The sequence below is a fragment of the Gammaproteobacteria bacterium genome, from assembly GCA_016200485.1.
Classification (GTDB): domain Bacteria; phylum Pseudomonadota; class Gammaproteobacteria; order Tenderiales; family Tenderiaceae; genus JACQEP01.
Genome location: JACQEP010000014.1, coordinates 166842 through 190019, shown reverse-complemented (window position 1 = coordinate 190019; position 23178 = coordinate 166842). Strand labels below are relative to the sequence as shown.

Annotated in this window: 24 protein-coding genes; 13 read left to right on the top strand and 11 right to left on the bottom strand. The window is 49.8% G+C overall.

Features of this window, described 5'->3' with window-relative positions; genetic code table 11:
- Positions 1-34: 34 nt before the first annotated feature.
- A complete protein-coding gene (locus HY272_09670) occupies positions 35-1597 on the bottom strand; it encodes a 2,3-bisphosphoglycerate-independent phosphoglycerate mutase (protein MBI3772954.1) in 1563 nt (520 codons plus the stop codon).
- A gap of 239 nt (positions 1598-1836) precedes the next feature.
- Between HY272_09670 and HY272_09665 the strand changes: the two genes are divergently transcribed.
- On the top strand, positions 1837-3117 hold the full coding sequence (locus HY272_09665; protein ID MBI3772953.1) for a sel1 repeat family protein: 1281 nt from the start codon (positions 1837-1839) through the stop codon (positions 3115-3117).
- 8 nt (positions 3118-3125) lie between these two features.
- On the opposite strand, the gene HY272_09660 is transcribed toward HY272_09665, so the two are convergent.
- Positions 3126-3686, bottom strand: coding sequence for a sel1 repeat family protein (locus HY272_09660; GenBank protein ID MBI3772952.1), 561 nt, complete (start codon positions 3684-3686; stop codon positions 3126-3128).
- A 169-nt stretch (positions 3687-3855) separates the two neighbouring features.
- On the opposite strand from HY272_09660, the gene HY272_09655 reads away from it, so the two are divergent.
- On the top strand, positions 3856-4440 hold the full coding sequence (locus HY272_09655) for a hypothetical protein (protein ID MBI3772951.1): 585 nt from the start codon (positions 3856-3858) through the stop codon (positions 4438-4440).
- A gap of 131 nt (positions 4441-4571) precedes the next feature.
- On the opposite strand, the gene HY272_09650 is transcribed toward HY272_09655, so the two are convergent.
- From HY272_09650 to sohB, 5 genes are all read right to left on the bottom strand, one after another.
- Positions 4572-5378: a fused MFS/spermidine synthase gene (locus HY272_09650; GenBank protein MBI3772950.1), complete on the bottom strand. Its 807-nt coding sequence runs from the start codon at positions 5376-5378 to the stop codon at positions 4572-4574.
- Positions 5379-5506: 128 nt separating this feature from the next.
- Entirely contained in the window at positions 5507-5893 is a 387-nt protein-coding gene (iscU, locus tag HY272_09645; GenBank protein ID MBI3772949.1) for a Fe-S cluster assembly scaffold IscU, read from the bottom strand.
- A gap of 28 nt (positions 5894-5921) precedes the next feature.
- Complete coding sequence (locus HY272_09640; protein ID MBI3772948.1) at positions 5922-7136, bottom strand: IscS subfamily cysteine desulfurase; 1215 nt, start codon at positions 7134-7136, stop codon at positions 5922-5924.
- 39 nt (positions 7137-7175) lie between these two features.
- The gene (locus tag HY272_09635) at positions 7176-7667 is read right to left on the bottom strand and encodes an Rrf2 family transcriptional regulator (GenBank protein ID MBI3772947.1); all 492 of its coding nucleotides are present in this window, start codon (positions 7665-7667) and stop codon (positions 7176-7178) included.
- Positions 7668-7873: 206 nt separating this feature from the next.
- Positions 7874-8866 carry a protease SohB gene (sohB, locus tag HY272_09630; protein MBI3772946.1) on the bottom strand — a complete coding sequence of 331 codons (993 nt, stop codon included), beginning with the start codon at positions 8864-8866 and terminating at the stop codon, positions 7874-7876.
- A gap of 445 nt (positions 8867-9311) precedes the next feature.
- On the opposite strand from sohB, the gene nikR reads away from it, so the two are divergent.
- Positions 9312-9779 carry a nickel-responsive transcriptional regulator NikR gene (nikR, locus tag HY272_09625; GenBank protein MBI3772945.1) on the top strand — a complete coding sequence of 156 codons (468 nt, stop codon included), beginning with the start codon at positions 9312-9314 and terminating at the stop codon, positions 9777-9779.
- Positions 9780-9848: 69 nt separating this feature from the next.
- Here nikR and HY272_09620 read toward each other — a convergent pair whose 3' ends face one another.
- Positions 9849-10895 (bottom strand): outer membrane beta-barrel protein, encoded by a 1047-nt coding sequence (locus HY272_09620; protein ID MBI3772944.1) that lies wholly within the window; start codon positions 10893-10895, stop codon positions 9849-9851.
- Positions 10896-11230: 335 nt separating this feature from the next.
- Between HY272_09620 and HY272_09615 the strand changes: the two genes are divergently transcribed.
- From HY272_09615 to HY272_09595, 5 genes are all read left to right on the top strand, one after another.
- The gene (locus HY272_09615; protein ID MBI3772943.1) at positions 11231-12025 is read left to right on the top strand and encodes a DUF4198 domain-containing protein; all 795 of its coding nucleotides are present in this window, start codon (positions 11231-11233) and stop codon (positions 12023-12025) included.
- 87 nt (positions 12026-12112) lie between these two features.
- Complete coding sequence (locus tag HY272_09610) at positions 12113-12772, top strand: hypothetical protein (protein ID MBI3772942.1); 660 nt, start codon at positions 12113-12115, stop codon at positions 12770-12772.
- A gap of 123 nt (positions 12773-12895) precedes the next feature.
- On the top strand, positions 12896-13513 hold the full coding sequence (cbiM, locus tag HY272_09605; protein MBI3772941.1) for a cobalt transporter CbiM: 618 nt from the start codon (positions 12896-12898) through the stop codon (positions 13511-13513).
- 4 nt (positions 13514-13517) lie between these two features.
- Positions 13518-14306 (top strand): cobalt ECF transporter T component CbiQ, encoded by a 789-nt coding sequence (cbiQ, locus tag HY272_09600; protein MBI3772940.1) that lies wholly within the window; start codon positions 13518-13520, stop codon positions 14304-14306.
- Positions 14307-14321: 15 nt separating this feature from the next.
- Complete coding sequence (locus HY272_09595; protein ID MBI3772939.1) at positions 14322-15446, top strand: ATP-binding cassette domain-containing protein; 1125 nt, start codon at positions 14322-14324, stop codon at positions 15444-15446.
- On the opposite strand, the gene HY272_09590 is transcribed toward HY272_09595, so the two are convergent.
- On the bottom strand, positions 15436-16263 hold the full coding sequence (locus HY272_09590; protein ID MBI3772938.1) for a hypothetical protein: 828 nt from the start codon (positions 16261-16263) through the stop codon (positions 15436-15438). The genes HY272_09595 and HY272_09590 overlap by 11 nt on opposite strands.
- Before the next feature lie 99 nt (positions 16264-16362).
- On the opposite strand from HY272_09590, the gene HY272_09585 reads away from it, so the two are divergent.
- Complete coding sequence (locus HY272_09585) at positions 16363-17043, top strand: FKBP-type peptidyl-prolyl cis-trans isomerase (GenBank protein MBI3772937.1); 681 nt, start codon at positions 16363-16365, stop codon at positions 17041-17043.
- A 5-nt stretch (positions 17044-17048) separates the two neighbouring features.
- Here HY272_09585 and HY272_09580 read toward each other — a convergent pair whose 3' ends face one another.
- Complete coding sequence (locus HY272_09580) at positions 17049-17414, bottom strand: hypothetical protein (GenBank protein MBI3772936.1); 366 nt, start codon at positions 17412-17414, stop codon at positions 17049-17051.
- A gap of 169 nt (positions 17415-17583) precedes the next feature.
- On the opposite strand from HY272_09580, the gene HY272_09575 reads away from it, so the two are divergent.
- Entirely contained in the window at positions 17584-18129 is a 546-nt protein-coding gene (locus HY272_09575) for a cupin (protein MBI3772935.1), read from the top strand.
- A 7-nt stretch (positions 18130-18136) separates the two neighbouring features.
- Positions 18137-18826 (top strand): acireductone synthase, encoded by a 690-nt coding sequence (mtnC, locus tag HY272_09570; GenBank protein MBI3772934.1) that lies wholly within the window; start codon positions 18137-18139, stop codon positions 18824-18826.
- A gap of 6 nt (positions 18827-18832) precedes the next feature.
- Here mtnC and HY272_09565 read toward each other — a convergent pair whose 3' ends face one another.
- The gene (locus HY272_09565; protein ID MBI3772933.1) at positions 18833-19411 is read right to left on the bottom strand and encodes a thioredoxin family protein; all 579 of its coding nucleotides are present in this window, start codon (positions 19409-19411) and stop codon (positions 18833-18835) included.
- 132 nt (positions 19412-19543) lie between these two features.
- Between HY272_09565 and HY272_09560 the strand changes: the two genes are divergently transcribed.
- Complete coding sequence (locus HY272_09560) at positions 19544-20518, top strand: lytic murein transglycosylase (GenBank protein MBI3772932.1); 975 nt, start codon at positions 19544-19546, stop codon at positions 20516-20518.
- A gap of 5 nt (positions 20519-20523) precedes the next feature.
- On the top strand, positions 20524-23178 hold the full coding sequence (pepN, locus tag HY272_09555) for an aminopeptidase N (protein ID MBI3772931.1): 2655 nt from the start codon (positions 20524-20526) through the stop codon (positions 23176-23178).

Below are 23178 nucleotides of genomic sequence, written 5' to 3'. Positions count from 1 at the left end.
GTAGGGGCGATTCGTGAATCGCCCCTACGATTTATTAAGCTGCGCGATCTGCTTTGTCGGCGGGCTTGATCAGTAATGATTTCCCGTTCATGGCGCCCGGTTTGGTCAGGCCCATCAGCTGCAATACCGTGGGTGCGATATCTTTTAATCCACCCGTTGCCGAAAGTTGCCATCGAATCTGATCGATAATCAGGCATGGTACGGGATTGGTCGTGTGTTGCGTGTGCGGTTCACCGGTTTTCGGGTCGACCAGTTGCTCGCAGTTACCATGATCGGCCGTCACAATCACGGAATAACCTTCTTCTACCGCTGCATCAAGCACTCTACCGACTTCGCGATCCAACGCTTCTACGGCTTTAATCACCGCGTCGCGTACGGCGGTGTGTCCCACCATGTCACCATTGGCAAAGTTGACGACGATGAAGGCGTATTTTTCATCGCGCATCGCCTTGATGACAGCATCAGCGACTTGAGGCGCGCTCATTTCCGGCTTTAAATCGTAGGTGCTGACTTTGGGCGAAGGGATGATTTGATGCGTCTCGTACGCATGCGGAGTATCGCTGCCGCCGTTGAAGAAATAGGTGACATGGGCGTACTTTTCGGTTTCCGCGCAATGAAATTGATCGAGACCCGCGTGAAACAAGGTGTCCGCCAGAGTGGTTTCCGGTTTATCTTGTTTAAAGGCAAATGGTAAATTAAAACTTTCGTCATAACAGGTCATGCAACTGACAGTGACCGGCGAATAATCTGGCCTCGAGAATTCTTTAAACTCTGATGAACTCAATGCCTGCGTGAGTTGACGGGTGCGATCGTTGCGAAAGTTGAAAAAAATCACCTCATCGTCAGCGATGATCGGCATGGCTTGTGACAATACCGTGGGACGGATGAATTCATCGCCGACGCCATCATCGTAGGCATTCTGAACAGCTCGCCGCAGATTGGGTGCACGTTGGCCTTCACCTTTCACAATGGCGCGCCAAGCCGCTTCGGTGCGTGTCCAGCGATTGTCACGATCCATCGCATAATAGCGGCCGCTGATGGTTGCGACAGCGCCACCGACGCGGGCCAGGGCGGTTTCCAGCAGTGATACATAGTTGATGGCGTTTTGAGGGGCAGTATCTCGGCCATCGGTAATCATGTGAAGTAGTGGTTTTACACCTATGCGCCGGCAAAGCTCAATCAAGGCGTAAAGGTGGTTCAAATGGCTATGAACACCGCCATCGGATACCAAGCCCACTAAATGCAGTGGCCGGCCTCGCTGCTTGGCACGAGTGGCGGCTGTTATGAACACGGGGTTCGCATAAAAACTGCCATCGGCGATGGCGTCATCGATCATCACCAGGTATTGGCGCATCACGCTGCCGGCACCCAGTGTGAGGTGACCTACCTCGGAGTTGCCCATTTGCCCTTCCGGCAGTCCGACAGCTGGCCCCGAGGCTTCGAGTTGAGTCGAGGGGTAACGCTCAAAATATTGGTCGAGGCGGGGGGTATGGGCCGAGGCTATCGCGTTATTGATCTTGCTGGGATTGATGCCAAAACCATCCAGTATCACCAACAAAGTGGGGCGACGGGGCGGTGTGCTGCGATGATTGCTCATAACTACGATTTTTCCTGCCACTTTAATGGTTTAACGGCTATTTATCTGACTTGTTTTTCGGCCATGAAGTTCGAAACATTAGGGCCCTGAAAAAATAAATTCACCTAAAGAAAATCTATATATTAGCCGCTAAATAATCACGAGTGGTTGGTGATGTTGTTGCTAGCAGGTCAAGCCCTCCAATGCCCAGCAGAGCATGACATCTAAATAAAATAATATATAAATCAGCAGGTTGAATAATGAAAGCAGTTAAGCGCAGGGTTGCCAAACAGTGGTCCGTGGGTGTGCTGGGTGTAGCGCTTGGCTGGATCGGTCTTGCTCAAGCCAGTATCGAGACCGGTGAACGGAGGGTGGTCACGCCGATAGTGGATCTGAGCTGCTATGACTGGCAACAAGGCGCCCTGGAAGCAACCTTGGTGAGTTGTGCCAGCAACCTGATGGACCTTACCAGCCCTGCGGAACAGAGCATCGTCGCTGATCAGTTTTATTATGGTGAAAAAGTCACCCAGAATTTTCAAGAAGCCGCCAAGTGGTATCGCAAGGCGGCAGTTCAAGGATTTGCCTATGCCCAGTTCAGTCTTGGCTTCATGTATAGCAAGGGTGAAGGGGTTCCTCGCGATAGCTGGCTGGCGCTGAAGTGGCTGCGTAAATCGGCGGATAGCGGTTTCGCCGCGGCTCAATATACCGTGGGTGATATGTATTACTACGGCGAGGGTGTCGCGCGGGATCTGAATCAGGCCGTTAGCTGGTATCGCAAGTCAGCAGATCAGGGTTATAGCTTTGCCCAGTACAGCGTGGGTTACATGTATAAAAGAGGCGAAGGACTGCCCCGTGATTATGCGCTGGCCATGGAGTGGTTGCAAAAAGCCGCTGCGCAGGGCCATGCCGAAGCGCAGGCCAGTATTGCCTTCATGTACTTCAATGGTGAAGGCATCGCTGTGAACTTTCCGCTGGCTGCGCAATGGTTCCAGAAGGCAGCAGTGCAAGGGCATACCGCCGCACAGACCAATCTTGGTTATATGTATCGTACCGGCACTGGCGTGGAACAAAACTATGATCAAGCCTTGATCTGGTTCCACAATGCGGCGAGCCAGGGGTATGCCAAGGCACAAACCAGTATCGGTTATATGTATCACAAAGGCATGGGAGTGACCACAGACATCGGCAAGGCGGCCCAATGGTATCGCTTGGCCGCTGAGCAAGGGGAGACCTCCGCCCAATTCAATCTTGCCCTGTTATATCTGACGGGCGAGGGCGTGGAACAGGATTACAGCAAAGCGGCGCAATTGTTCACGCAATCAGCGCAGAGTGGTGATGTCGATTCCGAATACTATCTGGGCATACTCTATCGTAATGGTTGGGGTGTTGCCCAAAGTATCGATGAGGCATTGAAATGGCTGCACATGGCCCAGCAGCACGGCCATAGCAAGGCACAGGAAGAATTGAATGCGATCGATGCTATGTTCTCGGCATCGCTTTCAAATACACTACGCGTCAGCGCAGTCTTTTCACAGCGTTAAGATAATTGTTATTGATGGTGTTGTATCCACCATTCAGAGGCCATCTGTTCAGCGCGCTTAATATCATTCGTGTTCATTTTTGCGGCCAGTTCCCGGCGCGACTCAACTGCGTTCGGGTATTCCATCACCGCGGCAATTTCAAACCACATGTAGGCCTTGATGGGGTCGGCGGTTACGCCATGGCCCTCGGCATAAGCAATCCCCAGTAAATGCTGGGCAGCAGATGATTTATTCTCGGCGGCTTGAGTGAGCCAATGGATGGCCTTCTTATCGTCTTGCACAACGCCATCACCCTTGATGTGCATCAAACCCAGCGTCAGTTGTGCCTGGACAAAGCCTTTCTCAGCGAGCCCTTGATACCAGTGAGCGGCTTTAGCCGTATTCTTGACCACACCTTCCCCTTTATAATAGCGGTCCGCCAGCGCTAATTGCGCCTGCACGTCACCGGCAGCCGCCTGCTTCTCCAGTGCAGCCAACGTGGATTCCTCAGCCTGGGCGACAGAGATGACGAGTGTGAAGAGACACAGGCCGATCAGACGTGTTAGCGGGCGGATAAAAGTGTGGGGCATATATACATCCTTGCTCAAATGGTCTTCAAAGGCCAGCTATTGTCCAGGGTTTTATGATGAGTGACAAGACCGGGTTAATTATGTCGCTATTTTTAGACGAGGCTTGTATTTGATGGCGAAAAAAATTATGTTCCTAGTCACAATCTAACAAACAAGACTGAAACTCATAATGCACAAGTTTTTTCCAAAGGGGCTGATCGTACGAAATGTATTTTTGACCCTGGTATCGATACTGTGTCTCGCCTTGCCTATGGCAGGGGGGGCGGCTGATATCTACAAAACCAAGCCTCTGGCGGAGGATGGTATCCACGATCCTGAGAATGATGCTATTCGCATATTGCAGGAACCGGGAGAGGCAATGGTTGATTTTCCCTTGGATCGTCGCGGCCAGGTGGATTGGGTGAAGGCGATTCGTAGCGGCAAGATCACACCGCGCGTCAGTCTCAATGGTAAAGGTAGCGATCAAATGATGGAAATGGATATGGACATTATTCGCAAGAATACGGCCAATATGCCCCATGTTCGCTTCCCGCATCTTGCGCATACGCAATGGTTGGCCTGTAGCAACTGTCATCCGGAAATATTTATCCCCCAATACAATGCCAATCCGATCTCAATGGAGAAAATCCTCAAGGGCGAATATTGTGGTCGTTGTCACGACAAGGTGTCATTTAGCCTTTTAGTGTGTGAACGCTGCCATAGCGTGCCGCATGAGGGTTCGCCGGCAGCTTGGTGGGATACAGGAAAAAAGTAAGTTTTCTTGTTCAATAATTCACTGAAGAGCGTACTGCAGCGAATATCTGAATTTATGTAGGGGCGATTCATGAATCGCCCCTACGGCTGATTTTGACTTGTGCTGTACCCTTTTGAGTTCTTGAATAGACTCTATCTGAATCCAAAAAAGCTTGCCCAGCGGCGCCAGCGATAATTGCGGCGTATTTGATGCAGGAATGCAGGTGCTTCAAACGCCATTTTGTCCTCCAGCTGTTGTGCCAATGGTTTTAAGCGACGGGGCTTAAAGCGCTGAGTCATGTTTTGTCCGGCAAAGACGATGAGATTGTCTCGTCCGTCAACGGGCAGGAACAATAGATTGTTTTCAAATGCGCGATCAAGATGATTCAGGGTGTCGTGGAACTGATCCGTCTCTTGTGTCCACAAATTCAAGGCCAGAGTCCCGTGTTCATTCAGCGCGCGGCGGCAGCGTAAAAAGAAATCTTGATTTTTGATGCTGTTGGAAATGCCATTGTGTTCAAAGGCATCGACCAGGATCAGGTCATAGCTCTTGAATGTCGCCGCCTGATGGTTAAGAAAGGTACGGCCATCGGCATGATGAATATGCAAGCGCTCCTGTTCGGGCAGGCAGAAATATCCATATGCGAGTTTGATCACCGCTGATCGGCGTTCTATCGCATCGATCCGGCACTCTGGAAAATGATGCAGCAAGAAGCGGGCGAGTGAACCACCGCCCAGCCCAATCAATAAGATTGAATTCGGATTCGATGTTAGCAGCAGGCATGACATCATCGCCCGTGTATAGCTCAACACCAGACGCTCAGGCGCAGCAAGGTCCATGGCACTTTGCTTGGCCGTGCTCGCAAAATACAGGGCACGGGTCGAGTGATCCTGGCGTATCTGGATTATGCCGTCTTCATTTTCACTGTGATGAAGAACCACCTCTGGAGGATTGGGCATGGCATGGACATCCGTCGAGGATATTGATATCCAATCTTAACTACATTTGGTAAAGCAGGGGAAGAAAAAAGAAAACAGGGCGCGGTAGGAGGGTCCGACGCCCTGATGAGGAGGGGTTACAGCAACGTTTAATTGGTCTTGTTTTTACTTTGATAATCGGAGATCGCTGCCTTGATGGCATCTTCGGCAAGCACCGAACAGTGGATCTTGACGGGCGGCAACGCCAGTTCGGTTGCAATGTCTACATTTTTGATTTGCTTTGCCTCGTCCAGCGTTTTGCCCTTGACCCATTCGGTGAGCAAGGAACTTGATGCAATGGCAGAGCCACAGCCATAGGTCTTGAAGCGCGCATCTTCGATCACGCCCTGGTCATTGACCTTGATCTGTAGTTTCATGACATCGCCACAGGCTGGTGCGCCCACCATTCCAGTTCCAACGGTGACATCGCCTTTGTCGAAAGAGCCGACATTGCGCGGATTTTCGTAGTGATCGATGACTTTTTCGCTATATGACATATCGTAAACTCCTTGTCTCGCCGCTAAATCAGTGCGCGGCCCACTGCACCTGCTTGAGATCGACCCCTTCTTTGAACATTTCCCAAAGGGGCGACAAATCACGCAGTTTATTGACCTTGTCGCGGATCAATTGGATCGTGTAATCGATTTCTTCCGCCGTTGTGTAGCGGCCGATGCTAAACCGGATTGAGCTATGAGCCAGTTCATCTTCGCGTCCAATCGCCCGCAGCACATAAGAAGGCTCCAGGCTGGATGAGGTACACGCTGATCCAGAAGAGACGGCGATGTCTTTGAGTGCCATGATCAAAGATTCACCTTCAACAAAATTAAAACTGGCATTGAGATTACCTGCCACGCGGCGCTCAAAATCGCCATTGAGGTGTACTTCTTCCAATGACTTGATGCCATTCCAGAGACGGTTACGTAACATCAGTATCCGGCGATTATCTTCCGCCATTTCTTCGCGTGCGATACGGAAGGCCTCACCCATGCCTACGATCTGATGCGTAGGCAAGGTGCCGGAGCGCAAACCACGTTCGTGTCCGCCGCCAAAAGTTAATGCCTCGAGTCGCACACGTGGTTTGCGCCGAACATAGAGCGCACCACAGCCTTTCGGGCCGTAAATTTTGTGCGCTGAAAATGACATCAGATCGACATTGAGCTTGGTCAAATCAATCGCAATCTTACCCGCGCTTTGTGCGGCATCGACATGGAACAGGATGCCACGGCTCCGGGTTAAATTTCCAATCGCCTCGATGTCCTGAATGACCCCAATTTCATTATTGACGTGCATGATCGACACCAGGATCGTATCATCGCGTAATGCACCTTCAAGCGTGCTGAGATTGATCAGGCCATTAGGTTCCGGATCAAGATACGTTACTGTGAAACCTTGACGTTCCAGATGACGGCAGGTATCGAGCACGGCCTTGTGTTCGGTCTTGCAGGTAATGATGTGTCGGCCGCGTTGCTGATAAAAAGTGGCGGCGCCCCGGATCGCGAGATTGTCCGACTCGGTGGCTCCCGACGTCCAGACAATTTCTCTAGGATCGGCATTGATCAGCATCGCGACCTGATTACGAGCATCCTCAACAGCATTTTCTGCATCCCAGCCAAAACGATGCGAGCGTGAGGCGGGGTTACCGAAAACCCCGCCTTTCGTCAGATATTGACACATCTTTTCAGCGACGCGTTCATCCACCGGAGTGGTCGCGGCGTAATCAAGATAGATTGGTAGCTGCAATGCCATTTTTAACCTGCTGTGTAATAATCAACCAGACCGTTATGCCACCGTGGCCGTACGCTTTTTGCTGTCGCTACGGGTTTCAATCGTGGCCGTAATGCGTGCATTGCTACCCGGCTCGAATTTACCTTTGCGCTCGACGAGTTCACCGAGGGTGATGTTGTCGAGGAAACTAAAGATTTCCCGGCTTAGTTCATTCCACAGCTCGTGAGTCAGGCAGGGCGCGCCATCTTTACAGTCGGCTTTGCCGCCACAGGCAGTGATGTCTACTTTTTCATCAACGGCGGTGATGATTTGGGCGATGGAGATCTGGTTGGCAGCACGGCCCAGGCGATAGCCACCACCAGGACCACGGGTACCTTGCACCAGTTTGGCGCGGCGGAGGCGAGCGAACAGTTGTTCCAGGTACGAAAGAGAGATGCCCTGGACTTCGGAGATATCCGCCAATGTGACCCGTTTGCCTTCATTGGCATTGAGGGCGAGATCCAACATTGCAGTGACTGCGTACCGGCCTTTGGTCGAAAGTTTCATTTTTTGTATCCTCCTGGAGGGGTTAAATCCTGAGTTGATTGCTCAGGATTTATTTTGGCACATAATCCCAATAAACTTCAATAATGTAAACTGAAAGTTTACAAGGTTTTACAATTCAGTAGCACACTCAGGGTAATCTATATAAGATATACCTTATATACAACTATAACATCGTAAGCTAAAACTGTACATATAGAAAGGTCTTGTCAGGAATTCAATAACTTATCTACGTTACCTTGGATAAAGTGTCCCAGCCGGGCCGCCAAGGGGAGTCGCTGGCGGTAGGTTATCTCAAACAAATCGGCGTTTTCGCGTTTGCTCATCAGATAGTCGTCACTGGCCATGAGTTCATCCACCAGTTTGAGTTGCATCCCGCGCTTTGCGGGCCAGTGTTCACCGGAACCCACCAATTCGACATCCACCTGGGGCCGATGTTCGCGGATAAATTCTTTAAACAGGGAATGAGTGTCTTCGATTTCTTCCTTGAATTTGGCGCGGCCTTTATCTGTATTTTCGCCAAATATAGTGAGTGTTCGTTTGTATTCACCGGCGGTAATTTGTTCGAAATCGATGTCATGTTTTTTGAGCAGGCGATGAAAATTCGGGACCTGCGCGATAACGCCAATGGAACCGACAATTGCGAATGGCGCGGCAATGATGTGGTTGGCGACGCAGGCCATCAAATAACCGCCGCTGGCGGCGATTTTGTCGATGGCCACGGTCAACGGAATGTTGTGTTGCTTGATGCGCATTAATTGTGAAGCGGCAAGCCCATACGCATGCACCATACCACCGCCGCTATGAATGCGGACCACGACTTCATCGTTAGGCGTGGCGATCATTAGTATTGCCGTGATTTCTTCACGCAGCGAGGTGACAGCCGAGGCGCGGATGTCGCCATCGAAGTTCAAGACAAATATTCGGCGTCGAGGTGTAGTGTCTTTGGCGAGCTTCTTTTCGATTTTCTTTTCCTGGTGCAAATATTTCTTGAGGTCTGTCTTCGGCAGAATGCGGGTGTGTAACAGATGTGCCATCTGACGATATTTATCGTTGAGTTTTTTGATCTCGAGTTTTTCACGGCCTTCTTCCCGGCTGCGCCCGGTCACGGCAACGATGACGAATACAGTGGCCAGAATTGTGGCAATGAGGGTGATGGTCTTGGCTAAAAAAAGCCCGTAATCAGTGAAAAATTCGGTCACGGTCTACTCCTGGTTGTTGCATGCTGGAAAGGCGCTAAGAGTATCCCGGCTGTAGGCAATAAAAAAGCCCTTACGACCAGAATCGCAAGGGCTCTCGCTGTGGGACCGCTACGGCTTAGTGGAACATGGATGCAGCAACAAAAGCGACGACTGAGATAATGCACGCCAACGGGATCAGAATCATCAGGTCGGTATCAGCGGCAGATTTACGACGTGTATTATTTGACATAAGGTTCTCCCCAATTTTCGTTTGTTATCAATGGCCTAGTCATTACTGAGCATTTCACTGGGAAATGCAAAATAAACATACACCAAATTTTCGAAATAGTTAACTATTTTAATAAACATTTTAATCCACTATTATGGGCATGGGATTTTCGACTGTATGGCCGAGCATGCCTAAGGTAGACTGTGACATCAGCATTGAGGAAGTCATGGAGGTGTAATGAGCGAGTTGGTGCGATTCGGGGTTTCGATTGAGGAAGATCTGCTACAACGATTTGATAAACAGATCGAGAAAAAAGGCTATGCCAGCCGATCCGAGGCGATTCGCGATCTGATCCGCGATCACATGGTAGAAGAGGAGTGGGCGGCTGATGAAGAGACAGTCGGTACGATTACGATTGTTTATGACCACCACACGCGTGACTTATCGGCCAATTTGACGCATTTGCAACATTCGTTTCCTGGCGATATTAAATCGGTGTTGCATATTCATCTGGATCATCATAACTGCCTGGAGGTGTTGGTGGTGCAGGGCAAGGGGCAGGTGCTGCGGACGTTCGCCGATCAACTGGTGGCGATACGTGGTGTTAAACATGGTAAGTTGACGATGACGACGACAGGTCAATCATTGCCCTCAAAGCAGGAACAGCATGATCATGAACATCCTCATCCGCATCACCATAAATAGCAATTATAAACAGAAAGGGCAGCTCGAGGGCTGCCCTTTCGCCAACATCACAAAGTTAAAAACGTTCTTTTATAGCTTATAACCCACCTGCAGCACGAACATGAAGCGGTTATCCTCCAAGCCGTTAACGTCGGTCAGTATTTTGTTTTCAAACTTCAGGTAGGAGAAATCGGTGCGGATATAGGCATTCTCCGTGAAATTCCAGGTCGGAGTGATTGTGATCGAATGCCCTTTGCCGCCAGCGCCATTAGCGTTGCCGTAGATGCCATTACCGTGATCGTCAAAGCGTTCCAATCTAAACGGGATGGCAACCTTGTCGAAGGTTGGGCCTGAGAAATAAAGGGCAATACTTTCGGCATGATCTTTGTCAGTGGGTGCTGCTAACGCGGCTTCGGTGAGGCTAATGCGGTCATATGCGAATGTCACATCCATGTCCATGATCTTGCCGCTTAAAATCACGTCAGTGAGCGTTCTGAGACCAGAGTAGTTTTGGTAGCCGACGACATAACTGATGCCACTCACTTCGCCCATGGCGCCCGCGGCCCAGGCATGGCCTGTGGATGCGGCACTCGGCGCGGTATAAGTGTCGTCACTTTGCTCAACGTACGCTGAAAGGGCATCGTTGCCATAGGTCAAACGTGTACCTGGGAAGTAACCTGGTTGTGCTACTGATTGTACTGAACCAATGGAATGGGCATTGAGGAAGGATTGGGTGTTTTCGTAGCCGACATTGGACGAGATGCGGCCCATTTCGAGGGTCAAATTCTCCACTGGATGTACGGCGATGGTCGCATACTGAAGCGCTGTCGTATTTCCGGCAGTATCGACTCCGTCATCAAGCAAGGAATATGACGGCAGGATACCGATGCCACCGCTCAGCTCGACTTGTTCTTCCTTGGTGATGGCGTGTATGCCAAGCAAAAAGTCCGACAGCCGGTTTTGATCGTTTTGGCGCGTGACTTCGCGGTTCGAGGCATAGTAACCACCAGCGGCTCCGCCGGTGATGTGGATATCAGCGTATTCAGTGTCGATGCCGCCCTTGGCGTAAGCGGTGGAAGCTGCCATTGAGCAGGCGATGAGCGTGACAGAACTGCGGATAAGATTTCTGCTTTTCATTAATTTTAACTCCCCTAACACTTTTGATGGAATATAAGAGTTTGTTGTTGCAATATTTGGGTTGTCGGCACAGGGTTTTGAACTTAAACCAATATAAATGCTACGTTACAATTCAGTCATATAGCCATGCGACAAATTGTCGCTTGCTGCTCCCATGATGGCTAAATGGCAGCCATGTCTGACCAGTAGTATTCGTGATTCGTGGCTTGCCCCTCTTAAAAGTACTGTGTTACGATATTTAAAATTCGTAGCACTGTCAAATTTTGCGGTCATTGTGTTTGATTTAAATATAAATGAGAAATATTCGCGTTTATCGTAATTGAGAGGAGACAAAAATGCATCAGATTCATAAAGTGGTTGGCGGCATTTTGGCAGCAGCGGGATTTTCGCTGGCATCGACGGCACATGCACATTTCCAGATGATTATTCCGTCCGACGATATGGTTGAGCAGGGCGAGTCGCGGCAATTGAACCTGGACGTGCTGTTTTGGCATCCGTTCGAAGGTCATGGCATGAATATGGCCAAGCCGGTTCAGTTCGGTGTGATGAATAGTGAAGGCCAGAAACAAGATTTAATTCCCAGCTTGCAGCCGAAACAGCGGAAAGATGCCGAGGGACACATGCTGACGACGCTTACCGCCAAATACGATATCAAAAAGCCGGGCGATTATATTTTCTATGTTGAGCCACAGCCCTATTGGGAGCCCTCTGAAGACAAGTTCATCGTGCATTACACCAAGGTGATCGTCGATGGTTTTGGTTTGGAAGAGGGTTGGGATCAAGAGGTCGGCCTTAAAGCTGAAATTGTGCCGTTGACCCGCCCTTACGGCCTGTGGACTAATAACGTGTTCCAGGGCGTGATCAAGATGAACGGCAAACCGGTGCCGAATGGCGAGGTTGAAGTTGAGTACTATAACCAGGACGGTAAATTAAAAGCCCCTGCGGGTCCGATGGTCACTCAAGTAGTTAAGGCGGACAGCAACGGTGTATTTACGTATGCCATGCCTAAGGCGGGATGGTGGGGGTTTGCCGCGCTTAACGAAGGCGACAAAAAATTGAAGCACGAAGGTAAAGACTATCCCGTGGAAGTCGGTGCCCTGCTGTGGGTCAAGACCCATGATATGAAATAAGCGCCGAATTTTGGCATGATATTAGGGCGGCGATGGCCGCCCTATGTCATTATTGCGCGGTCTGCAAGTTAATTGAGAGTTCGGTCGATGTCAGAGCTTAGAAAGCGGGTTTACCGGTTATTTAGACATACAGTGCTGGTGGCAGTGTTCGGTATGGTATTCGCCACACCCGCGCAGGCCCACAAGTTAAACATCTTTGCCTTCGCTGAATCTGGCAAGGTGTTGGTTGATAGTTACTTCGTCGATGGTACAAAAGCCCGAGATAGCAAAGTGAATGTTTTTGACTCAAACGGTAAATCAGTGACCGAGGGGATGACCGACAAACAGGGACATTTCGAATTTCCGATCCCGGGACAGTTTGATCTTAAAATCACTGTCGATGCCGGTATGGGGCATCGTGCGGAGTGGCTGGTTCCCGCCGCTGATCTAGGCGTGGCCCCGGCTGCGATAACCGAGAAACCGCAGACACCATCCGGTGCCAAGAAAGTTTCGACGGCTGATGCATCGCCTGTGACTGTCTCGACGGGGGTGGATGCCGCTGAGCTGCATCGGGTAGTGAACAAAGCCGTCTCTGAGGCGGTGATGCCGCTTGTGAGATCCATTGAAGAATTAAAACAACACGACAGCCTAACGCAAGTCATAGGAAGTATTGGATATATTTTTGGTGTATTTGGTTTGTGGGTGTTTTTTAAATCCCGCCGCGAGAATCCCTCATCTACTAAAGAAAAGCCCGTTAACGACCGCTAACCTCTGGGTAGCAACAGATTTAAAATTCGTGTTACTATCCGTTCAGCGCCAAAGTAAGTAGCCGGAGGAGGCCTTGATGCCTCCCATAATAATGGCGCACGGTAGTGAGGAGGCGTTAGCGTTATGCATATTTCTGACGGTGTATTATCCCCTGCCGTCTTGGGCATCGGTTTCGGAACGACGGCGTTGTTGGCGGCAGCGACCTTGCGCAAGGTCGACATGGAAGAGATCCCCAAGATTGCGGTCATCACTGCGGTTTTTTTCGTCGCCAATCTGATTCACATTCCGCTGGGTGCGACCAGCGTGCATCTAATACTCAATGGCCTGGTCGGTATTATTCTCGGTTGGCGGGCATTTCCCGCGATTATGCTGGCAGTAGTATTGCATGCCATGCTCGGGCATGGCGGTGTTAGTGTCATTGGTGTGAATAGCACTATGCTCGGCGGCGGTGCATTGTTGGCTGCCGGGATCTGGCAACTGCGCCGTTTGGTGAAATTTCCCAACAGTGAAATTGTGTTCGGGTCACTGGCGGGTGCCGCAGGAATTTTCTTTTCCGGATGTATCTTGGCGTTGGCGCTGTTAACGACCGGTGAAGAGTTCATGGGCACTGCGAAACTGGTACTTGGTTATCATGCTATGCTGATGGTGGTTGAAGGTGCCGTGGCGGGTGCCTGCGTGAGTTTCTTGTTGCGGGTTCGTCCTGAAATTCTGGGAGAAACCATGAAGCAACGGGCAGGTTAGTGCTGTGATTCTGGATATTGATCGTCATGCCCATGTCAGCTCCTCGCTGCAACGGTGGGATCCCCGATTTAAAATAGTGTCGGTTGGCGTGTTTATCGCCGCGATCGCTTTCATTCAGACGCTGCCTGTTGCCGTGATGGCGTTGACTTTGGCGAGTGTCATGATTTTCTTATCGCGAATTCCTGTGGCCTTCGTCGCCAAGTTGTTGCAATGGGTCGTCATGTTTCTGTTGCCTTTTTTTATCATTCTGCCCTTGTCCTATCCGGGGCACGATCATGGTCAGTTTCTCGGGATGGATTTTGCCTGGGAAGGTATCCGGCTGGCGTTGTTAATTGTCATTAAAGGCGTGACCATCGTCATGTGCGCGCTGGCGATATTCGGTACCAGCCGTTTTGACGTAGCCATGTTTGCGCTGCAACGGCTCAAATGTCCACATGTACTCGTACAGCTGCTGCTGTTCACTTACCGCTATATTTTCGTCTTTCTGGCCGAAATGGAGCGGATGGATACGGCAATGAAGGCGCGTGGTTTCATTAAAAGACCGAACGCCTATACCATTCGCGTGATGGGCGGATTTGTCGGGACTTTGCTGATTCGTAGTTTCGAACGGACTGAGCGTGTATTCAAGGCGATGCTATCGAAGGGCTATCAAGGCGAATTGCATTCGTTATTGGAATTTCACGCCGCAGGCAAGGATTACATCAAGTCGATTGTGATGGTGTCACTGGCAGTATTGGTGTTGTGTAGCGAATTTAGTGGACGCTTTCAAGCGGCTGTTCACAGCTGGTACTAACGGAGGATGCAGATCATGGCGGCCGATAATGCGATTCAAGTAGAAAACGTTCACTTCACTTATCCTGACGGACGTGAAGTGCTCAAAGGCGCCAATTGTACAATTCGCAAAGGCGAAAAAGTTGCGTTGATCGGGCCGAATGGCGCCGGCAAATCAACCTTCATGAGTTTATTGAATGGTGTCTCGTTGGCAACTTCTGGCAAGGTAATGGTCAGTGGTCTTGAAGTGCGCAAGGACAATCTGAAGGAAATCCGCCGCAAGGTTGGCATAGTCTTTCAAGATCCGGATGATCAATTGTTTTGTCCGACGGTATTTGATGATGTTGCCTTCGGTCCTCTGAATCTTGGTCTGCCGCGCGATGAAATTCAGCATCGCGTCGATGAAGCGCTGGAGACAGTCGGGCTGAAAGGGTTTGAACAGCGCTCATCGTTCCATTTGTCGTTTGGTGAGCGCAAGCGTCTGGCGCTGGCAACCGTGCTTTCATATCAGCCGGATATTTTGGTTTTCGATGAACCATCAACGAATATGGACCCGCTTAATCGTCGCAGGCTGATTGACTGGTTGAAGAAGTCGAATAAGACGATGTTGCTTTGCACGCACGATCTGGATATTGCGTTGGACGTGTGCGATCGTTGTCTTGTGCTTTCTGGAGGCCAGTTTGTCGCCGATGGCCCAGCATCAAACATCCTCTATGACCGCGAGTTGCTGGAGACGAATCATCTTGAGTTGCCGCTGGCGCTGATGACGCATGAGTTGTTGCATGAAAAGCTCAGTAGTGGGCAGATGGATGCGGAGCATAAACGGATTATCGCCAGTTTCCTGCATGCGCATCGTCATGCCCATGGGCCGGGTGATCATGATCATGTCCATATCCATTTTCATCCTCATGGACATACTCATTTGCATGATGATGTCAAAGATACGCATATTCATGAATTGTTGCGTATAGATGCGGTTAAGGGACCGGCTACCGCTGGCTCCTTATTGTCACGGCCACATGTGCATCCTCATCCACACCCTCACGATCATTCACATGATCACGGCGATGACCATAGTCATGACGGCGAACATTTTCATGTCCATGTGGATGACCGTGGTCATCCACATGTGTCAGAGAATCAAAATAACCCTAAGGGATAACGTCGATATTCAGCTTATCGCTGCCTGCACCGAAGCGATTGGTGGGTAGATGGAGTAATTGCCACTGAAACGGGTATTGGCCGGGAGTGGCGGGGGCTCTCACTGTGAAGCGAAATGTCTGAAACCCACCCGGCCTGAGTAGGGTGTTGCCAGGAAGTTCGATACGGCTGATGGTCCAGGTAAGGTCGTCACTGGCCTCAGTGGTTGCCAATGCATACTGACTCTTGGTCCAACTGGTTTTTCCTGTATTTTTAAATTGTAATACGACATTGTAATCGCGATTGGCGTTCATCTTTTGGGGGACATCCTGATAGACAAACTCGGCGTCGTCCCAAGGTTGTAGAGGTTGGACTACTTTAAGTCGGACGGAAGACGTGGGTTCGCCGAAACTGGTTTTGCCTTGATGCATTTGCCATTGCAGTGGGTATTCGCCCGGATGCAAGGGCGCGGTCATAGTAATACGAAAGGTGACAGTTTCACCGGCGGTAATGGTTTTGCCTTGGGGCAGGTCGATTCGTGTTAGCCAAGGTTCGCCACTGATCGGAGCCAGGTAATAATCACCATTAGACGTCCACGGTGTGCCACTTTTATTTTGGTACTGCACAATAGCAACAACATTTTCTCCGGCAGAGATGCGATCAGGCACCAGTTGCGACATGAGTTTTGCCCGGTAAGAAGGGTTCTGTTGAGCGCCAGTGTCGTGACTGGCATTGGTCTCGGCGCCGCTGATTTCATCTTCGGCGTGGAGGGGGCCGCAAAGCCAAGCCATTGCCAGCAAGGCCAGGCGTAGATTAAGGGTTCGTTGCGATCGCATCATGGCAATATTTAGATTTTCCTAATCCTTATATAGCGGCAGGTTCCAAAGTTCTTATGAATTATGTCACCATAAGGGTTTAACTCCAACCGAGGGACGGGTATGAAATATCAGAAATTAGCGGTGGCCGGGATTGTGGCGGTTGTCATGGGTGGACAGGCCGTAGCCGCCGAGCTTAAGACTTATGAACAACGTTTGAGCTATACCATCGGCGCCCAGTTTAGCCATCAGCTGAAACAGGAAGGAGTACCGTTGGATGTGGATGCGTTTTCGCAAGCGATGCAGGATGTTATGAAAGGCGGTACGCCCAAGCTCAAAGAAGAGGAAATGCGTGCAGTGCTGAATGAGTTTCAGCAGAAGCAGGCTCAGGTAGCGCAGCAGACGGGTGACAAGAATAAGCGCGAAGGCGAAGCCTTTCTGGCGGAAAATGGTAAAAAACCGGGCGTGAAGACGACGGCCAGCGGTTTGCAATACAAGGTCATCCAGGAAGGTAAAGGACCAAAACCAAAAGCCACGGATACGGTAACGGTCAATTATCGCGGCACTTTAATCAATGGTACGGAATTTGATAGTTCCTATAAACGCGGCGAACCCGCCTCGTTCCCGGTGAATCAGGTCATCCCTGGTTGGCAGGAAGCGATTCCGATGATGCCCAAGGGTTCAAAATGGCAAATCTTTATTCCCTCAAATCTGGCCTATGGACCAAAAGGAACGGGTGGCACAATCGGGCCAAATTCGACCTTGGTGTTTGAGGTCGAGTTGCTGGATATCAAGACGAAGTAATTGTCTTAATCGCCGTTTAGCCAGTTATTCTTGGCGCTGTGCAGCGATGAATTGCGCTCATAGGCGCAACGGTAGAATATCTTGACGGCATAACTATGGGGCGATTGTTCCCATAAATAGGCGTCGAGGATCGTGCGGAGCATGTCTTGGGAATAGCGAGGAGTCGAGGCGCTTTTAGTCTGAACCCTCGCTAATTCCAGGGCGTGTTCGGCAGGTACGCCGAGACGGGAATTTATCACCGAATCCAGACCAACCATGGCCCTACCATAGCAATCCTGTTCCGCTTCATCGGCGGGCAGGATTTCGTAGCTGCAGGCTAATCCTGTCCAGGAAAATAAAGCTATCAATATCATATAATTACGCTTTTTCATCGGTTGCCCTCCGAATTGCGTATTTCCCTGCCTTGGAAATTACAGTTTGTGACTCCCTTATTATAGTTATCGGCTTCCTGGGGCTGTTTATAAAGTACCCAGATAAGGCTTGGTTGGTGGCTGGCGATGGCCTAGAATGTCGGCTCTTATAGCTATCAAGGGTGAGGCCATGAGTCTATTGAAGGTATTTGATGCCCAAAATCCGGGTCAATTTGAGACCATCAGCCATTACGATGCGATTGCAACGCGATTGCATGGCGCTGGTGTGCGTTTTGAGCGCTGGCAGGCCGCCCAGCCCTTGCATGTAGACGCCAGTCAGGATGAGGTCATCGAGGCGTACCGCGAATCGGTGGATCAACTGATGGAAGAATATGACTTTCAATCGGTGGATGTGATCAGCCTCAAGCCCGACCATCCTGACCGTGAAGCCTTGCGTAAGAAGTTTCTCGATGAGCACATCCATACCGATTTTGAAGTGCGTTTCTTTGTTGAGGGTAAAGGCCTGTTCTACATCCACGCCGCTGACAAAGTGTACGGCATACGTTGTGAGCAAGGTGATTTAATCAGCGTCCCTGCCAATGCCAAACATTGGTTTGATATGGGAAGCGCGCCCAAGTTTAAGTGTATTCGGTTGTTTACCACGCCCGAGGGCTGGGTGGCACAATATACTGGCGACCCGATTGCTAAATTGTTTCCCACTTTTGAACAATTCTGAGCGGCATGTGATTAAAGCCATCGTCACCGATATTGAAGGCACGACTTCATCCTTGTCTTTTGTGAAGGACGTGTTGTTTCCCTATGCGCGTCAGCACCTTGCTGAATATGTAAAAGCGGAACACAAAAATTCAAAGGTTCTGAAAATTCTTGAAGAGGTGCGGGAACTGGTCGGCGATGCATCATGGACCCAAGCGCAATTGATCGAGCAATTGATTCGTTGGATTGACGAAGATAAAAAAATCACGCCGCTGAAATCGTTACAAGGCATGATATGGAAAGCGGGTTTTGAAGGCGGCGCCTTCAAGGGCCACGTTTATCCAGATGCGGTAGAATATCTTAAGCAATGGCATGCAAACGGTCTGCAATTGTTTGTCTTTTCTTCCGGTTCGGTGGATGCACAAAAGCTATTGTTTGGTTACAGCGAATTTGGCGATCTGAGGCCACTGTTCAGTGGTTACTTTGATACTAATATTGGTTCCAAGCGGGAAGAATCGGCTTATCGCCATATCATGGAAGATATTGGCTGCTCAGCGAATGAAATCTTGTTTCTGTCAGATATCAAGGAAGAACTTGATGCCGCGGCCGCGACCGGCATGCGGACAATACAGCTTGTCCGCGAACCGGTTGCTTTGGTTTCAAGTCATCGCCAAGTGGCGAGCTTTGATCAGATCGATCTGGTAGCGGTTGGCAATTAAAGGTAACTAGCCGAAATAATCCGGCTCATTGCCGGGTTTCCATTTAATATTGCAGCCAATACTCGGTTTTTGATCGGCGGAGATTGGCTTGCCGCCGAGTAATGCGTCTACAGCCGTGCGCAGGTCACGACCGGTCACAGGAATGTCATTCTTCGGTCGACTATCGTCAAATTGACCACGGTATACCAATTTTTGTTGTTGATTGAACAAAAAGAAATCCGGAGTACATGCGGCGTGATATTCTTGCGCCACACGTTGTGTCTCATCATACAAATAAGTGAAAGTATATCCTGCGGCGCGGAGTTCCTCTGCCATCTTTTCAGGGCTGTCATCGGGATATTTACTGGCATCGTTACTATTGATTCCCACAATCGCTAACCCTTTGGCCTGATATCCCTTGGCAAAGCTGGCTAACGCTGCTCTGATGTGTTTGACGTAGGGACAGTGATTGCACATGAATATAACGAGCAGTCCCTTGGCGGTCTTGAAATCATCACGGCGAAACAATTTGCCTGTTGGATCGGGGAGACAAAAATCTGGGGCTTGGGTATCAAGATCCAGCATTGTTGAAGGGGTTAAGGCCATGACGCAACTCCAGAGGTTAAATGTAAAAACTGATTGTAACCTTGACCGCAGATAAGGAAAAATAGGACATATGGTGTGCGAATTCGAATTCGGTATCTGTAGAATGGTTGGGTGGGGGATAACGGGCAAATGATGCGGTATTGGGTTCTGGGGATGTCCCTGTGGTTGGGCATGATGTCTGTGGCGGCGGCACAAAATGCCGTGCCGTTCGAAGTCTGGCTGGATCAGTTTAAACAAGAGGCGCTGTCTCGCGGCATCAAGCCTGCGACGCTGGAACGTGCCTTTGCTGATGTTCGTCATATTGATCGTGTGATTGAGCTGGATCGCAGCCAACCCGAATTCAAGTTGACCTTGGATCAATATGTACAACATGCAGTAACGAAACGGCGCATTAATAGGGGTAGGCAGCGATACCGCGAATATCGGCAACTTTTTAATGACATCAGGAAGCGTTACGGAGTACAGCCCCAGTATCTGTTGGCGTTCTGGGGGATGGAGACCGAGTATGGGCGCTCAACGGGTGGTTTTCCAATTATCGCGGCACTAGCCACCTTGGCTTATGATGGGCGACGCAGTGAATTCTTTCGTAGCCAATTACTAGATGCGCTGACGATTGTTGATCAGGGACATATTGAACCGGAAAAGATGATTGGCTCCTGGGCGGGGGCAATGGGACAGTCACAATTCATGCCCAGCACCTTCCTTAAATACGCCGTTGATTTTGATGGTGATCAACGTATCGATATTTGGAACTCGACCGCCGATGTGCTTGCCTCTGCGGCAAATTATCTTTCTCAGGTTGGTTGGCAGGATCATATGACTTGGGGACGTGAGGTGATTGTCCCCGAGGGAATCGATCCGGCAATGTTTGGGTATGAGCAAAGTAAATTATTGCCTGAATGGCAGGCGTTGGGTGTGCGACGGTTAAATGGTAAGAACCTGTCACAAAGAGAGCTTGCCGCCCATTTGATCCAGCCTGATGGCCCCGGCGGCAGAACCTTTCTGATCTATAGCAATTTCCGGGCAATATTGAATTGGAACCGCTCTGAAAAGTTTGCGGTTTCTGTGGGCACACTGGCTGACAGCATTATTAATGCAGAGAAGTAACGATGATGAATGATTCAACACCCAAGACGATTTATTTGAAGGACTATACGCTACCAGACTTTATTATCGACAGCATAGATCTGCATTTTGATCTCGATGAGACCGCAACCGTGGTCAAGTCATCAATGAAAATACGGCGGCGTGCCGATAATAAGTCAGCATTGATATTAGCGGGTCAGGATCTTGATCTGTTAAGCGTTATCCTTGATGGGAATGTGCTTGCTGAAGATGCCTATCAAGTTGACGATGAATCGCTGACGATAACATCATTGCCAACTTCCTTTTTTCTGGAAATAACTACTCGCATAAATCCAAAAGAAAATACGGCTCTTGAAGGGCTATATCTTTCCGGCGGCAATTTTTGTACGCAATGTGAGGCGGAAGGTTTTCGCCGCATCACCTATTACCTGGATCGTCCTGATGTGATGTCGTCGTTCACTACGACCCTGGTCGCCGATAAGGAGCGTTATCCGGTGCTGTTGTCCAATGGCAATTTGGAGGCATCTGGCGAACTGGAAGGGGGACGTCATTGGGCGCGTTGGCAGGATCCATTTAAGAAACCCTGTTATTTGTTTGCGTTGGTGGCCGGAAACCTGAGCTATATCGACGATGAGTTTGTCACTCGCTCCGGACGGAAGGTTTGTCTACGCATTTATGTGGAGGCGCATAATATCAACAAATGCGACCACGCGATGCGCTCGCTCAAACGTTCCATGAGATGGGATGAAGAAGTATTTGGTCGGGAATACGATCTTGATATTTATATGATCGTAGCCGTTGATGACTTCAATATGGGGGCGATGGAGAATAAAGGGTTGAATGTCTTTAATTCAAAGTTTGTATTGGCTGACCCCGATACGGCAACCGATGCAGATTATCTGAATATCGAAGGTGTGATTGGTCACGAGTATTTTCATAATTGGTCGGGGAATCGAGTTACCTGCCGGGACTGGTTCCAGTTAAGTCTTAAGGAAGGATTCACGGTGTTTCGTGACCAAGAATTCAGTGGCGACATGTTTTCGCATGCAGTGAAGCGAATTGAAGAAGTAAACCAGTTGCGGAGTATGCAGTTTACTGAGGACGCCGGGCCAATGGCTCATCCCGTACGTCCGGAATCCTATGTCGAGATCAATAATTTTTATACGCTCACCGTTTACGAAAAAGGCGCCGAAGTGGTGCGGATGATTCGTACGCTGGTGGGGAAAGAAGGGTTTCGTCGCGGCAGTGACCTGTATTTCGAGCGCCATGATGGCCAGGCGGTGACTACGGAAGATTTTGTTGCTGCCATGGAGGATGCCAACCAAGTTAACCTTTCGCAATTTAAACGCTGGTATAGCCAGGCGGGTACCCCACTGGTCAAGGTTGTAGATGAGTATGACCAGAAAGCACAGCGCTACAGATTAAAATTCCAGCAAAGTTGCCCGGAAACCCCAGGTCAGCCCATCAAGCAACCTTTTCACATTCCAATCGTGACCGGATTGCTGGATGAAACCGGCCAGGCGTTGCCTTTGCAGCTTTCGGGGGAAGTCTCGGCTTCAGCTGAGAGCCGTGTGCTTGAATTGCGTGATGCGGAACAGACTTTTGTATTTTCCAGTATAAAAAAACGTCCGGTACCCTCACTGAATCGACACTTTTCATCGCCTATCAAGTTGGAGTTTTCCTATACCGATAGCGATCTTGCCTTTTTGATGGCGAATGATAGCGATGAGTTTAATCGCTGGGATGCCGGCCAGCAGTTGGCATTGCGAGTGATAAGAGAGTTAGTAGGGCAATGGCAGAAAACCGCCAATTTCGATCTTTCGGCGTTGGGTGAATCTGCACAGGTATTTTTGGGTGCCTATGAGCGTTTGTTGCATGATGAAAATGCAGACAAGAATTTATTGGCAGAAGCGTTAACACTGCCCAAAGAAAGCTATATATGTGATTTTATCCACCCCGTTGATCCCGAAGCCATTCATGGTGCCCGTTGGTATTTGATACAGGCACTGGCGCGCCGTTTTGGGGAACGTCTGGAAACACTGTATCGCAAATACGATCAGGGGAAGCATTATTCAATTGATCCGGACGCCATCGGTAAGCGGCGGATGCGTAATCTGAGTCTGGCCTTGCTGGGGACTGTGGGAGACAAGGCAGACATAGCGCGCGGTTACGATCAATTTCAGCGCTCCGACAATATGACGGATGTCATTGCCGCACTATCCAGTCTGAGTCATATTGACTGTTCTGAGCAGCAACAGGCGTTTGATGCCTTTTACCAGAAATGGCAGCAGCAACCATTGGTGGTAGATAAATGGTTGATGTTGCAAGCGCTGTCCCGTTTGCCGGGCACCGTGCATAAAGTAATCGAATTGCAACAACATCCGGCATTTAATATAAAGAACCCGAATAAGGTACGTTCACTGATCGGGGCATTTGCACAAGGAAACTTGGTGAGATTCCATCAGGCAGACGGCGAAGGTTATAAGTTGTTGGCCGATGTTGTAGCGACCTTGAATTCGCTCAATCCACAAGTGGCAGCGAGAATTGTGACGCCATTGATTCATTGGCGACGTTATGGCGTTGAGCGCCAGGCGTTGATGCAGACGCAATTGCAGAAACTGCTTGCTATTCCTGGCTTATCAAACGATCTCTATGAAGTGGTCAGCAAGGCGTTAGTCTAG